A 13919-nucleotide genomic window follows, 5' to 3' on the forward strand; every position below is an offset into this window, starting at 1 on the left:
TCGGTTATTTTTCCAGGCTGACACCCGAGAACACGTTGCGGCCGAAAGGACTCACCTTGAACCCTTCGACTTTGGCGCTTAACGGCTGGTTGACCGTCGAGTGGGCGACAGGCGTGATCGGCACTTGCTGCTTGAGCAATTGCTGGGCCTGTTTGTAGAGCACGGTGCGCTGGTCACGGTCGGTGACGACCTTGGCCTGCTTGATCAGCTTGTCGTATGCCGGATCACACCACATGGAATAGTTGTTGCCGCCAATGGCGTCGCAGCTGTAAAGCGTGCCGAGCCAGTTGTCCGGGTCCCCGTTGTCCCCGGTCCAGCCGATCAGGCTGACGTCGTGTTCGCCATTCTTGGTGCGCTTGATGTACTCGCCCCATTCATAGCTGACAATCTTGACCTTGAGACCGATCTTCGCCCAGTCGGCCTGGAGCATCTCGGCCATCAACTTGGCATTGGGGTTGTAAGGACGCTGGACCGGCATGGCCCAGAGGGTGATTTCGGTGCCCTCCTTGACGCCGGCGGCCTTGAGCAATTCCCTGGCTTTTTCCGGGTTGTAGGCGACGTCCTTGATGGTCTCATCGTAGGACCACTGGGTCGGCGGCATGGCGTTGACCGCCAGTTGCCCGGCACCCTGGTAGACGGCGTTGAGAATGCCTTGCTTGTTCACCGCCATGTCCAGTGCCTGGCGCACTTCGAGCTGGTCGAACGGCTTGTGACGCACGTTGTAGGCGATGTAGCCGAGGTTGAAACCAGGCTTCTCGATGAGCTTGAGCCTGGCGTCGTTCTTCAGCGCGGTCACGTCGGCAGGGCGCGGATGCAGGGTGATCTGGCATTCGTTGGCCTTGAGCTTCTGCACCCGCACCGAGGCGTCGGTGTTGATGGCGAAGATCAGGTTGTCGAGCTTGACCCGGCTCGGGTCCCAGTACTGCTTGTTGCCGGTGTAACGGATATTGGAGTCTTTCTGGTAGCTCTTGAACACGAACGGGCCAGTGCCGACCGGCTTCTGGTTGATGTCGCTCGGCTTGCCGGACGCCAGCAACTGATCGGCGTATTCGGCCGAAAGAATGGCGGCGAAACTCATGGCGATGTTCTGGATGAACGCGGCGTCCACGCTGTTAAGCGTCATGACCACGGTCAGCGGCCCGGTCTTTTCGACCTTGGCGATGTTCTTGTTCAGGCTCATCCCGTTGAAATACGGGAATTCGGTCGGGTAAGCCTTGCGGAAGGGTTGCTGCGGATCGAGCATGCGATTGAACGTGAACAGCACGTCATCGGCATTGAAGTCACGGGTCGGCTTGAAATACGCAGTGGTGTGAAATTTCACCCCTTCGCGTAGGTGAAAGCTGTACTTGAGGCCGTCCTCCGAAATATCCCAGCTCGTTGCCAGGCCTGGTACTACATTGGTCGCGCCTTTTTCGAACTCTGCCAGTCGGTTGTACAACGGCTCGGCGGCGTCGTTATCGGTCGCGGTGGTGTACTGCGCGGTATCGAAGCCCGCCGGGCTGCCTTCGGAGCAGAACACCAGGCTGTTACTGGCGGCCTGGCTAATGGAAGTGGCGGCCAACAGGCCGGTGCCCAGCAGTGCGGATAAAACCAAGGAATGGCGCATGACGCTCGCTCTTGTTTAGTGTTTTTGGCAATGAGACTTTTCCCGTCCGGGGACGTGTAGGCCTCACTGATCTCAAGCCATGACGTGCAGCAATAACCGAGAGCCCACGGACTAACTGGTCAGATCCCGACGGTATGAACCTTGGGTCCGGCAGTAAATACGTAAATTCCGAAAGACTTGTGGGAAAAGGCAATACGTCCGCAACCGCTGCTGTAGTACGCAGTGGATCAGGGTGTAGGCAAATTCCTGCTTCTCGGTAGATAACGCAACGGCGACGTCAAAAACGTCGCCGTTGCACCACCTTATTGGCTGACGCTGACGCCGTAGAAGGAGTTCAAGCCGAATGGGCTGATCTTGAAGTCCTGCACGTTGGCGCGCATGGGTTGGAACACCGTCGAGTGAGCGATGGGTGTCATTGGAACGGCATCTTTGAGGACGTGTTGCGCCTGCTTGTACAGTTCGGTGCGCTTGGCCTGGTCAGGTGTCTTCTTGGCCTCTTTGACCAGCTTGTCAAAGTCCTTGTCGCACCATTTGGAGAAGTTGTTGCCGCCGAGCGAGTCGCAGCCGAACAGCACGTTGAGCCAGTTGTCCGGATCACCGTTGTCGCCGCTCCAGCCGATGATCATCGCCTGGTTCTCGCCACCCTTGGAGCGCTTGATGTACTCGCCCCATTCGTAGCTGACGATGTTGACGTTCAGACCGATGTTCTTCCAGTCCGACTGCAGCATTTCAGCCATCAGTTTTGCGTTCGGGTTATACGGCCGCTGAACCGGCATGGCCCACAGCGTGATCTGGGTCCCTTCCTTGATGCCGGCTTCCTTGAGCAGCGCCTTGGCTTTCTCAGGATCGTACTTGGCATCCTTGATGGTGGTGTCATAGGACCACTGGGTGGGCGGCATGGCGTTGACGGCCAGCTGGCCAGCGCCCTGGTACACCGAATCAATGATCTGTGCCTTGTTCACCGACATGTCCAGCGCCTGACGGACCCGCAGGTCGGCCAACGGGTTGTTGTCGGTGCGGCCCTTGAGCACGGGCATGACGTTATAGGCGATGTAACCCAGGTTGAACCCGGCCTGTTCCGGCAGCTTGAGGGTCTTGTCTTCGCGCAGTGCCTTGAGGTCGGCAGGACGAGGGAACAGAGTGATCTGACACTCGTTTTTCTTCAGCTTCTGGATACGTACCGACGGGTCGGTGGTGATGGCGAAGATCAGGTTATCGATCTTGACGTCGTCAGGCTTCCAGTAGTCCTTGTTCCCGGTGTAGCGGATGTTGGAGTCTTTCTGGTAGCTCTTGAACACGAACGGGCCTGTGCCGATCGGCTTCTGGTTGATGTCGCCGGGCTTGCCTTCCTTGAGCAGCTGGCCAGCGTACTCGGCAGACTGGATGGAGGCGAAGCTCATGGCCAGGTTCTGGATGAAGGCGGCGTCAACGTTGTTGAGGACGAATTTGACAGTGTGATCGTCAACCTTCTCGACCTTGGCGATGTTGGTGTCCATAGCCATGTCGGTGAAGTAGGGGAATTCGGTCGGGTACGCTTTGCGGAACGGGTCATCCTTGTTAATCATGCGATTAAAGGTGAACAGCACGTCGTCGGCGTTGAACTCACGAGTCGGTTTGAAATACGGGGTGGTGTGGAACTTGACGCCTTCACGCAGGTGGAAGGTGTACGTCAGCACGTCCGGGGAAATGTCCCAGCTGGTCGCCAGGCCAGGAACAACGGCGGTGCCGCCGCGCTCGAATTGAGTCAGGCGGTTGAACATGGTTTCTGCAGAGGCGTCGAAGTCGGTTCCGGTGGTGTACTGACCGGGATCAAAACCGGCCGGGCTCCCTTCGGAGCAAAACACCAGGTTAGTCGCTGCATGGGCGAAAGGTGCGCTGGCTAACAAGCTCGCGCCGACTAAAAACGGAATGACCGCGTGTTTAAGCATGGTGGCCTCATGATTTGTTGTCATTTTTGGAATTAGAGGACGACCTCGTGAGTCGTGCCTGCGGATACTTATGCAGGGGCCATACCCAATGCAAGATCCCGATCAGCTGCAAACCTTAAACAGTGGCACGAACGTACCTTAATGTCGCATATGTATAAATACCTGCGCATTTGACCGTTTGCGCAGGTTTTTTTCGGTGCAACCAGCCCACCGGCAACGGGCAACCGGAGTGTCTGGTGCACCCGGTCGGCGCGCGGTGTTACTTATTTATACCCACCGATAGTGTAGGCACTCAGTGGGTTTTGGCCTGGCAAGAAAAAACGGCGATCACGTGGGTGATCGCCGTTTTTTGTATGGGTTATCGAATCAAGGCATCAATACTTCAATCGACCCGTCCGCTGTCATGCTGACCTGGCTGGTGCCGGCTTCAACTTCCGGTGTCACCGGCGCGCTGTCCATGCTCGCGGCTTTCATCATCATCGGCCCACGCATGTACGGCTGTGGATAACCGTTGCTGTTGAGGTTCAGGTTGACGATTTTGTAACCCTTGCCGCCGAGAGCGTCGGTGGCGAGTTGGGCGCGGGCCTTGAAGGCGGTGACCGCGTCTTTGAGCAGCGCGTCTTCGCTGGCCTTGCGGGTTGGCGTGGCGATGGCGAAGTCCATGCCGCCCATTTTCAGGTCGGTGAGCAGTTCGCCGGTCAGTTTCGACAGGGCGGCGAAGTCGGAGCTTTCCAGGCGCAGTTCGGCGCGTTCACGCCAGCCGGTGATTTTCTGGCCCTTGGTGTCGTAGATCGGGTAGCTGTTACGGCTGCCCTGACGCAGGGTGATGTCCTTGACCTGTTTGGCCTGGGCCAGCGCCTTGTTCATGGTGGTGCTGACGTTGGCGGCGAGTTTGGCCGGGTCGCTGTTCTGTTCTTCGGTGTAGAGGGTCACGATCATCAGGTCGCGGGCCACTTCCTGACTGACTTCGGCGCGCAGGGCGATCTGGTTGTAATGCAGTTCGTCGGCGGCCAGGGCCGGGAGACTGGCGACGGCGCCGACGCTAAGGGCAAGAAGGGCGGCGCTGCGGCGAAAAGTGTGCATGAAAACTCCTTGGGCGATGCGCAGGGGTAAAGGTCCAAGCCTGCGTGAAACCATCAGACTCTAACTTCTATGATCCGGTTCGCACAGTTACAACTTCTATACAGATGAAACGCGGGTGACCGCGTCGCGGCGTTCGCGGGCAAGCCTCGCTCCTACGGGATCGTGGCGACCACCTATCTTGTGAACGACGCGGACCCGTAGGAGCGAGGCTTGCCCGCGAAGGGGCCCTTATAGACGCAGCAAACCTCCCTGCCATGTGGCTGTTTGCCGCACTTTCGCCTGCAAGCGCCGTGCTTGGTTATACTCCCTGCGATCCGCCTGGAGCGCTCATCAGGAGAGCTCATGCTCGCCCCCGTTCAAATCACTTCCGCGACTCGCCAGAATCTCTGGCGGCTGACCTTCATCCGCACCTTGGTGCTGGCCGCCCAGGCCGGTTCCGTGGGCCTGGCTTACTGGCTCGATCTGCTGCCGCTGCCCTGGTTTCAACTGGCCGCGACCCTCGGCTGCTCGATGCTGTTGTGTGCGTTCACGGCGATTCGCCTGCGCACCACGTGGCCGGTCACCGAGCTTGAGTACGCCGTACAACTGGCGTGCGACCTGTTTATCCACAGTGCCTTGCTGTATTTCTCCGGCGGCTCGACCAACCCCTTCGTCTCTTATTACCTGGTGCCGCTGACCATCGCCGCCGTGACCTTGCCGTGGCGGTATTCGGTGATTCTGTCCGGTATCGCGTTGACGATGTACACCCTGTTGCTGGCGCGGTTCTACCCGCTGCAAACCTTCCCGATCGCTCGGGAAAACCTGCAGGTATACGGGATGTGGCTGAGTTTCGCCCTGGCCGCGGCGGTCATTACGTTCTTTGCCGCGCGCATGGCCGAAGAGTTGCGCCGTCAGGAAGAGCTGCGGGCCATTCGTCGTGAAGAGGGCCTGCGGGATCAGCAGCTGCTGGCCGTCGCGACCCAGGCTGCCGGTGCCGCCCATGAATTGGGCACGCCATTGGCGACCATGAGCGTGTTGCTCAAGGAAATGCGCCAGGACCATCACGACCCGATGTTGCAGGATGATTTGAGTGTGCTGCAGGATCAGGTCAAGCTCTGCAAACAAACCTTGCAGCAGCTTGTTCGGGCAGCAGAGGCCAATCGCCGGTTGGCGGTGGAGATGCAGGACGTCACCGACTGGCTCGACGAAGCCCTCAACCGCTGGCACCTGATGCGTCCGGAAGCCAGTTATCGCTTCCAGCGACTCGGCCAAGGCACCGTGCCACGGATGGCGCCGCCGCCGGACCTGACCCAGGCGTTGCTGAATTTGCTCAACAACGCCGCCGATGCTTGCCCCGAAGGGCTGCAAGTGACCCTGGACTGGAATGCCGAGGACCTGACCATCAGCATCCGCGACCACGGTGCCGGTGTGCCGCTGGCCATCGCCGAGCAGATTGGCAAACCGTTTTTTACCACCAAGGGCAAAGGTTTCGGCCTGGGCCTGTTTTTGAGCAAGGCCAGCGTGACACGCGCCGGCGGCTCAGTGAAACTCTACAGTCATGAGGAAGGCGGCACGCTCACCGAGCTGCGCCTGCCCCGTGTCGCCCGAGGAGACGAACATGAGTGACGATATCCAAGTCGAAGGCGAAGGCGAAGAACTGCCACATTTGCTGCTGGTAGACGACGACGCAACCTTTACCCGGGTGATGGCCCGCGCCATGGCCCGCCGCGGCTTTCGCGTCAGCACCGCCGGTTCCGCCGAGGAGGGCCTGACCATCGCCCAGGCCGACTTGCCGGACTACGCCGCGCTGGACCTGAAAATGGACGGCGATTCCGGCCTGGTGCTGCTGCCCAAGCTGCTGGAACTGGACCCGGAAATGCGCGTGGTGATCCTCACCGGTTACTCGAGCATCGCCACCGCCGTCGAGGCGATCAAGCGCGGCGCCTGCAATTACCTGTGCAAACCGGCGGACGCCGATGACGTGCTGGCGGCTTTGCTTTCCGAGCACGCCGACCTCGATACCCTGGTGCCGGAAAACCCGATGTCGGTGGACCGCCTGCAATGGGAACACATCCAGCGCGTGTTGACCGAACACGAAGGCAACATCTCCGCCACGGCCCGCGCCCTGGGCATGCACCGCCGCACGCTGCAGCGCAAACTGCAGAAGCGCCCGGTCCGTCGCTGAACCGGTGCTGAACAATTGTTGGCACGCCGCGTTACAACACGAACTGATCATCTATGATCGGTTCGTGTGTCGTTCTTTTCTCCAATGAGCCTTTTCCATGAATCAGAACGCTGAGTACTCCGCGGTCAATGATGCTGTGCGCGGGCAGTTTTTTCGCAAAGTCTGGGCGATGATCACGCCTTACTGGCGCAGTGAAGAGAAGGGCAAGGCCTGGACGTTGCTGATCGCGGTGATCGTACTGTCGTTGGTCAGCGTGGGAATTTCGGTGTGGTTCAACACCTGGTACAAGGATTTTTACAATGCCCTGCAACAAAAGGATGAGGCTGCGTTCTGGCGGTTGATCCTGTATTTCTGCGGGATTGCGGCGGTAGCGATTGTCGGCGCGGTATACCGGCTGTACCTGACCCAGATGCTGACCATCCGTTGGCGGGCATGGCTTACCGAAAAGCATTTCGCCCGCTGGTTAGGCAACAAGAATTACTACCAGCTTGAGCAAGGCGGTTACACCGATAACCCGGATCAGCGGATCTCCGAAGACCTCAACAACTTTACCTCAAACACCCTGGAACTGGGCATTGGACTGCTGCGCAATATTGTCAGCCTGGTGTCGTTCTCGATCATCCTGTGGGGGGTGTCGGGCAGTATTGAAGTCTACGGTTTTACCATTCCCGGCTATATGTTTTGGTGTGTGCTGGTCTATGCGGTGATCGGCAGCTGGCTGACGCATTTGATCGGTCATCGCCTGATCGGCCTGAACAACCAGCAACAACGCTTCGAAGCTGACCTGCGTTTCTCCATGGTGCGGATTCGCGAAAATGCCGAAAGCATCGCTCTTTATAACGGTGAGCCGAATGAAAACCGTCGCTTGAGCAGTCGTTTCGGGCTGGTCTGGCACAACTTCTGGGACATCATGAAGGTGTCCAAGCGCCTCACGTTCTTTACCGCCGGTTACAGCCAGGCCGCCATCATCTTTCCATTCATGGTCGCCGCGCCGCGTTACTTCGCGGGCAAGATCGAACTGGGTGAGCTGATGCAGATCAGTTCGGCATTCGGCAACGTGCAAGAGAGTTTCAGCTGGTTTATCAGTGCATACCAGAGCCTCGCTTCCTGGCGCGCCACCTGCGATCGTCTGCTGAGTTTCCGCCAGGCGATGACGGATAACGAAGAGCGCGCGCCGATGATCGATGTGCAGAATTCGGGCTCGGAGTTGAAAGTGCACAACCTGGGCCTCGACCTGGCTGACGGTCGTCACCTGCTGACCAACGCCGACATGACCGTGGAGGAGGGCGAGCGCGTCATGCTCAGCGGTCGTTCCGGCAGCGGCAAATCGACCTTGCTGCGGGCAATGGGGCATTTGTGGCCGGCGGGCCATGGCAGTATCCGTCTGCCAGCGGCGCGTTATCTGTTCCTGCCGCAAAAACCCTACCTGCCGATTGGCACGCTGCGCGAGGCGCTGAGTTATCCACAGTCTGGCGATACCTACCCGCACGAGCGCTATGTTCACGTGCTGGAAACCTGCCGACTGCCACACCTCGTTGCCCGTCTGGACGAAGCCAATCACTGGCAGCGCATGTTGTCGCCGGGTGAGCAGCAACGTCTGGCCTTCGCCCGAGCGCTGCTCTATGCACCGCAATGGCTGTACATGGACGAAGCGACCTCGGCGATGGATGAGGAGGACGAAGCCTCGCTGTATCAGGCGTTGATCGATGAAATACCGGGGTTGAGCATTGTCAGCGTCGGGCATCGCAGCAGCCTGAAGCGCTTCCACCCACGGCACATCCGTATCGAGAATGGCCATCTGGTGGACCAGACCGTAACCGCCTGAACACCACCACCCCTTGTAGGAGCGAGGCTTGCCCGCGAAGGGATCGCCTCGGTGCAGCAGAGACACCGAGGTGCCTGGTTCGCGGGCAAGCCTCGCTCCTACGGGGGGGTGGTGGGTGATCGTACAACCGCGTTGAGCTATGATGCGGATTCAGCCGAATTTTTCGAGAATGAAGTTCACCATGGAAAACCCGATCGACGCACCACGCCTCCCTCGCAAGCGACGCAGCCTCGCACAGGAATTGGTGACGGTGCTGTCCGAGCAGATCCGCGACGGTCACCTCAAGCGCGGCGATAAATTGCCCACCGAGTCGGCGATCATGGATGCCCATGGCGTCAGCCGCACCGTGGTGCGTGAAGCGATTTCCCGTTTGCAGGCGGCCGGACAGGTTGAAACCCGCCACGGCATCGGCACCTTCGTGCTCGATACCCCGAGCCCGAGTGGTTTTCGTATCGACCCGGCAACCGTGGTCACCCTGCGTGATGTGCTGGCGATTCTCGAGCTGCGCATCAGCCTGGAAGTCGAATCCGCCGGCCTGGCTGCGCAACGCCGCAGCCCCGAGCAGTTGGCGCTGATGCGAGCGGCACTGGACGCGTTGAATGAAAGTGTCTCCCACGCCAGCGATGCCGTGGCGTCGGACTTCCAGTTCCACCTGCAAATCGCCCTGGCGACCGGCAACCGCTACTTCACGGACATCATGACCCACTTGGGCACCAGCATCATTCCGCGTACGCGCCTCAATTCGGCGCGCCTGGCCCATGATGACCAGCAGCACTACATGAATCGCCTGAGCCGCGAGCACGAAGAGATCTACGACGCGATTGCACGCCAGGATTCCGATGCGGCCCGTGCAGCCATGCGCTTGCACCTGACCAACAGCCGCGAGCGGCTGCGCCATGCCCATGAAGAGGCTGAGGCGCAGCGGGGGTAGGTTTTCCAGGCGAAGTTATTATTGCCTGTCAGATCGCCTTCGCGGGCAAGCCTCGCTCCTACAGGGTATGGGTCGATCGAAAATGACGTGAACGACCTCAAACCCTGTAGGAGCGAGGCTTGCCCGCGAAGACGTCATCAGCCATCCCACAATCCGCCAATCCCATCCAACACACTCCTCTCAAATCCTCAACACCCCCAATCTGCACCGCTCATCCGATAACCGATCACCGTTACGCAGCAACCTACACTGCCTTTGCTCACCCCCATGGGCTTCCCCCAACCTTTCCAGAGATCAATTTTATCCCAGGCCGATAAAATGCAGTTGACGGTTTTTATTTAAGTTGTACGATAACCTACAACTTCGGCAAAGGCTGAACGGTTTTCTCACACATAACGTCGCTACCCAGGGTGTTCGAATAATGAATCCACAAGAACTGAAGTCCATCCTCTCTTCCGGTCTGCTGTCTTTCCCGGTTACCGATTTCAATGCCCAGGGCGATTTCCATCGCGCGGGCTACATCAAACGTCTCGAATGGCTGGCCCCATACGGTGCCTCGGCACTGTTCGCCGCGGGCGGCACCGGTGAGTTCTTCTCTCTGGCAGCCAGCGAATACTCGGAAATCATCAAGACCGCCGTCGACACCTGTGAAACCAGCGTGCCGATTCTGGCCGGTGTTGGCGGTTCGACCCGTCAAGCCATCGAATACGCTCAAGAAGCCGAGCGTCTGGGTGCCAAAGGCCTGTTGCTGTTGCCGCATTACCTGACCGAAGCCAGCCAGGACGGCGTGGCTGCTCACGTTGAAGCCGTGTGCAAATCGGTGAAAATCGGCGTGGTGGTTTACAACCGTAACGTCTGCCGCTTGACCGCGCCGCTGCTGGAGCGTCTGGCCGAGCGCTGCCCGAACTTGATCGGCTACAAGGACGGCCTGGGCGATATCGAGTTGATGGTGTCGATCCGTCGCCGCCTCGGCGATCGCTTCAGCTACCTGGGTGGCCTGCCGACCGCCGAAGTCTACGCCGCGGCCTACAAGGCGCTGGGTGTACCGGTTTACTCGTCTGCGGTGTTCAACTTCATTCCGAAAACCGCGATGGATTTCTACCACGCCGTTGCCCGGGAAGATCACGCCACCGTGGGCAAGATCATCGACGATTTCTTCCTGCCATACCTGGACATCCGTAACCGCAAGGCCGGTTACGCGGTGAGCATCGTCAAGGCCGGGGCAAAAATTGCCGGCTACGACGCAGGTCCCGTGCGTGCACCGCTGACCGATCTGCTGCCAGAAGAGTACGAAGCTCTGGCCGCGCTGATCGACAAGCAGGGCGCGCAGTAAAAAATCGATTAAACAAGGCCGCTGAGCAATCAGCGGCCTTTTGCGTAAGGAGATTATTTGTGGCTGACGTAAAGCGGTTCGATAACTATATCGGTGGCCAATGGGTTGCCGGCGCCGACTACTCCACCAACATCAACCCGTCGGAGCTGACCGACACCATCGGTGAATACGCCAAGGCCGATCTGGCTCAGGTCCACGCCGCCATCGATGCCGCTCGTGCTGCGTTCCCGGCCTGGTCGACCTCGGGCATTCAGGCTCGCCACGATTCCCTGGATAAAGTCGGCACTGAAATCCTCGCTCGCCGCGAGGAACTAGGCACCTTGCTGGCCCGGGAAGAGGGCAAGACCCTGCCCGAAGCCATCGGCGAAGTGACCCGCGCCGGCAATATCTTCAAGTTCTTCGCCGGTGAATGCCTGCGCCTGTCCGGCGACTACCTGCCGTCGGTGCGCCCGGGCGTCAACGTGGAAGTCACCCGCGAAGCGCTGGGCGTGGTCGGTCTGATCACTCCTTGGAACTTCCCGATTGCGATTCCGGCGTGGAAAATCGCCCCGGCCCTGGCCTACGGCAACTGCGTGGTGCTGAAACCGGCGGATCTGGTACCGGGTTGCGCCTGGGCCCTGGCTGAAATCATCTCCCGCGCCGGCTTCCCGGCGGGCGTGTTCAACCTGGTGATGGGCAGCGGTCGAGTGATTGGCGATGCGTTGGTGCAGAGCCCGAAAGTCGATGGCATCAGCTTCACCGGTTCCGTGGGTGTAGGGCGTCAGATCGCCGTCAACTGCGTGTCGCGCCAGGCCAAGGTGCAGCTGGAAATGGGCGGCAAGAACCCGCAGATCATTCTCGATGACGCCGACCTCAAGCAAGCGGTCGAATTGTCGGTACAGAGCGCGTTCTACTCCACCGGCCAGCGTTGCACCGCCTCGAGCCGCTTCATCGTCACTGCCGGGATTCATGACAAATTCGTCGAAGCGATGGCCGAGCGCATGAAGTCGATCAAGGTCGGCCACGCGCTGAAAACCGGCACCGATATCGGTCCGGTCGTCTCGCAAGCCCAGCTTGAACAGGACATGAAATACATCGACATCGGCCAGTCCGAAGGGGCGCGCCTGGTCAGCGGCGGTGGTCTGGTGACCTGCGACACCGAAGGCTACTACCTCGCCCCAACGCTGTTTGCCGACAGCGAAGCCGCCATGCGCATCAGCCGCGAAGAGATCTTCGGCCCGGTGGCCAACATCGTGCGCGTGGCCGATTACGACGCCGCGCTGGAAATGGCCAACGACACCGAATTCGGTCTGTCGGCGGGCATCGCCACCACGTCGCTGAAGTACGCCAACCACTTCAAGCGCCACTCCCAGGCCGGGATGGTGATGGTCAACCTGCCGACGGCGGGCGTGGATTACCACGTTCCATTCGGTGGGCGTAAAGGTTCATCCTATGGATCTCGCGAGCAAGGTCGCTATGCGCAAGAGTTCTACACGGTCGTAAAAACGTCGTACCTCGGTTCCTGACGCACCGCTATACCTGTGGGAGCTGGCTTGCCTGCGATAGCATCACCGCGCTGAGACTGACACTGCGCGGTGCCTGCATCGCGGGCAAGCCCGGCTCCCACAGGAAACCAGCGCCTACAGAACATTGTTATTACCCGCATAAAAATAATCAGTGGGAGTACATCTACATGCAAGCGACCAAGCCGACCCACGTCCGCTATTTGATATTGCTCATGCTTTTCCTGGTGACCACCATCAACTACGCCGACCGGGCCACTATCGCCATCGCGGGCTCCAGCCTGCAAAAAGACCTCGGCATCGACGCGGTCACCCTCGGCTATATCTTCTCCGCATTCGGCTGGGCCTACGTGGCCGGGCAAATTCCCGGTGGCTGGCTGCTGGACCGTTTCGGTTCGAAAAAAATCTACGCGCTGAGCATTTTCACCTGGTCACTGTTCACCGTGCTGCAGGGTTATGTCGGCGAATTCGGCATGTCCACCGCAGTGGTTGCGCTGTTCATGCTGCGCTTCCTGGTGGGCCTGGCCGAAGCGCCATCCTTCCCCGGTAACGCACGCATCGTGGCGGCCTGGTTCCCGACGGCAGAGCGCGGTACGGCCTCGGCGATCTTCAACTCGGCGCAATACTTTGCCACCGTGTTGTTCGCCCCGCTAATGGGCTGGATTGTCTACAGCTACGGCTGGCAGCACGTGTTCATCGTCATGGGCGTGATCGGCATCATCTTCTCCGGGATCTGGCTGAAGGTGATCTACAGCCCGCGCCAACACCCGATGATCAACGAAGCCGAGTTCAAGCACATCGCCGACAACGGCGGCATGGTCGACATGGACCAGGACAAAGGCAAGGGCAAAAAGGCCGACGGTCCGAAGTGGGACTATATCCGCCAGCTGCTGACCAACCGCATGATGCTCGGCGTGTATCTGGGGCAGTACTGCATCAACGGTATCACCTACTTCTTCCTGACCTGGTTCCCGGTGTACCTGGTGCAAGAACGCGGCATGACCATCCTCAAGGCCGGCTTCGTTGCTTCGTTGCCGGCGATCTGCGGCTTTATCGGTGGTGTGCTCGGCGGGGTGATTTCCGACTATCTGCTGCGCAAGGGCCACTCACTGACCTTCGCCCGCAAGGCGCCGATCATTGCCGGTTTGCTGGTTTCCAGCAGCATCGTGGCCTGCAACTATGTGGACGTGGAATGGATGGTCGTCGGCTTCATGGCCCTGGCGTTCTTCGGCAAAGGCGTGGGTGCGCTGGGCTGGGCGGTGGTGTCCGACACCTCGCCGAAGCAGATCGCCGGTCTGAGCGGTGGGCTGTTCAACACCTTCGGTAATATCGCCTCGATCACCACCCCGATCGTCATCGGCTACATCATCAGCTCCACCGGTTCGTTCAAATGGGCGCTGGTGTTTGTCGGTTGCAACGCACTGGTCGCGGTGTTCAGCTACCTGGTAATCGTTGGCCCGATCAAACGGGTAGTGCTCAAAGAGCCGCCCGTCAGCGGTCCTGAAACCCATAACAAATTGTCTCAAGCGCATTCCTGAGGAGCGGCG

At 59.5% G+C, this 13919-nt stretch carries 10 protein-coding genes; 7 read left to right on the plus strand and 3 right to left on the minus strand.

Annotated features, from left to right (window positions below; all coding sequences use genetic code 11):
* Positions 1-4 precede the first annotated feature (4 nt).
* The 3 genes from F8N80_RS22155 to F8N80_RS22165 form a co-directional block, all read right to left on the minus strand.
* The gene (locus F8N80_RS22155; RefSeq protein ID WP_150745483.1) at positions 5-1606 is read right to left on the minus strand and encodes an ABC transporter substrate-binding protein; all 1602 of its coding nucleotides are present in this window, start codon (positions 1604-1606) and stop codon (positions 5-7) included.
* 302 nt (positions 1607-1908) lie between these two features.
* A complete protein-coding gene (locus F8N80_RS22160) occupies positions 1909-3534 on the minus strand; it encodes an ABC transporter substrate-binding protein (protein WP_150745484.1) in 1626 nt (541 codons plus the stop codon).
* 366 nt (positions 3535-3900) lie between these two features.
* Complete coding sequence (locus F8N80_RS22165) at positions 3901-4617, minus strand: SIMPL domain-containing protein (RefSeq protein ID WP_150745485.1); 717 nt, start codon at positions 4615-4617, stop codon at positions 3901-3903.
* A gap of 342 nt (positions 4618-4959) precedes the next feature.
* On the opposite strand from F8N80_RS22165, the gene F8N80_RS22170 reads away from it, so the two are divergent.
* The 7 genes from F8N80_RS22170 to F8N80_RS22205 all read left to right on the plus strand — a co-directional run bounded on the left by F8N80_RS22170 (position 4960) and on the right by F8N80_RS22205 (position 13910).
* On the plus strand, positions 4960-6222 hold the full coding sequence (locus F8N80_RS22170) for an ATP-binding protein (RefSeq protein WP_150745486.1): 1263 nt from the start codon (positions 4960-4962) through the stop codon (positions 6220-6222).
* A complete protein-coding gene (locus F8N80_RS22175; protein ID WP_045061485.1) occupies positions 6215-6781 on the plus strand; it encodes a response regulator transcription factor in 567 nt (188 codons plus the stop codon). Before F8N80_RS22170 ends, F8N80_RS22175 begins: the two co-directional genes overlap by 8 nt.
* Positions 6782-6878: 97 nt before the next feature.
* Positions 6879-8606: an ABC transporter ATP-binding protein/permease gene (locus tag F8N80_RS22180; RefSeq protein WP_150784700.1), complete on the plus strand. Its 1728-nt coding sequence runs from the start codon at positions 6879-6881 to the stop codon at positions 8604-8606.
* 181 nt (positions 8607-8787) lie between these two features.
* Positions 8788-9537, plus strand: coding sequence for a FadR/GntR family transcriptional regulator (locus tag F8N80_RS22185; protein ID WP_046045828.1), 750 nt, complete (start codon positions 8788-8790; stop codon positions 9535-9537).
* Positions 9538-9958: 421 nt separating this feature from the next.
* Positions 9959-10870, plus strand: a complete 912-nt coding sequence (kdgD, locus tag F8N80_RS22190; RefSeq protein ID WP_150745489.1) for a 5-dehydro-4-deoxyglucarate dehydratase — start codon at positions 9959-9961, stop codon at positions 10868-10870.
* A gap of 59 nt (positions 10871-10929) precedes the next feature.
* Positions 10930-12375 carry an aldehyde dehydrogenase family protein gene (locus F8N80_RS22195; protein WP_150784701.1) on the plus strand — a complete coding sequence of 482 codons (1446 nt, stop codon included), beginning with the start codon at positions 10930-10932 and terminating at the stop codon, positions 12373-12375.
* A gap of 167 nt (positions 12376-12542) precedes the next feature.
* Positions 12543-13910, plus strand: a complete 1368-nt coding sequence (locus F8N80_RS22205) for an MFS transporter (RefSeq protein ID WP_150784703.1) — start codon at positions 12543-12545, stop codon at positions 13908-13910.
* Positions 13911-13919 lie beyond the last annotated feature (9 nt).

Source organism: Pseudomonas fluorescens (genome assembly GCF_902497995.1).
Lineage (GTDB): Bacteria > Pseudomonadota > Gammaproteobacteria > Pseudomonadales > Pseudomonadaceae > Aquipseudomonas > Aquipseudomonas fluorescens_BK.

Coding starts and splice junctions, on each gene's coding strand:
- kdgD (WP_150745489.1), top strand. CDS start 9,959: ATGAATCCACAAGAACTGAAGTCCATCCTCTCTTCCGGTCTGCTGTCT.
- F8N80_RS22155 (WP_150745483.1), bottom strand. CDS start 1,606: ATGCGCCATTCCTTGGTTTTATCCGCACTGCTGGGCACCGGCCTGTTG.
- F8N80_RS22170 (WP_150745486.1), top strand. CDS start 4,960: ATGCTCGCCCCCGTTCAAATCACTTCCGCGACTCGCCAGAATCTCTGG.
- F8N80_RS22185 (WP_046045828.1), top strand. CDS start 8,788: ATGGAAAACCCGATCGACGCACCACGCCTCCCTCGCAAGCGACGCAGC.
- F8N80_RS22160 (WP_150745484.1), bottom strand. CDS start 3,534: ATGCTTAAACACGCGGTCATTCCGTTTTTAGTCGGCGCGAGCTTGTTA.
- F8N80_RS22205 (WP_150784703.1), top strand. CDS start 12,543: ATGCAAGCGACCAAGCCGACCCACGTCCGCTATTTGATATTGCTCATG.
- F8N80_RS22175 (WP_045061485.1), top strand. CDS start 6,215: ATGAGTGACGATATCCAAGTCGAAGGCGAAGGCGAAGAACTGCCACAT.
- F8N80_RS22180 (WP_150784700.1), top strand. CDS start 6,879: ATGAATCAGAACGCTGAGTACTCCGCGGTCAATGATGCTGTGCGCGGG.
- F8N80_RS22165 (WP_150745485.1), bottom strand. CDS start 4,617: ATGCACACTTTTCGCCGCAGCGCCGCCCTTCTTGCCCTTAGCGTCGGC.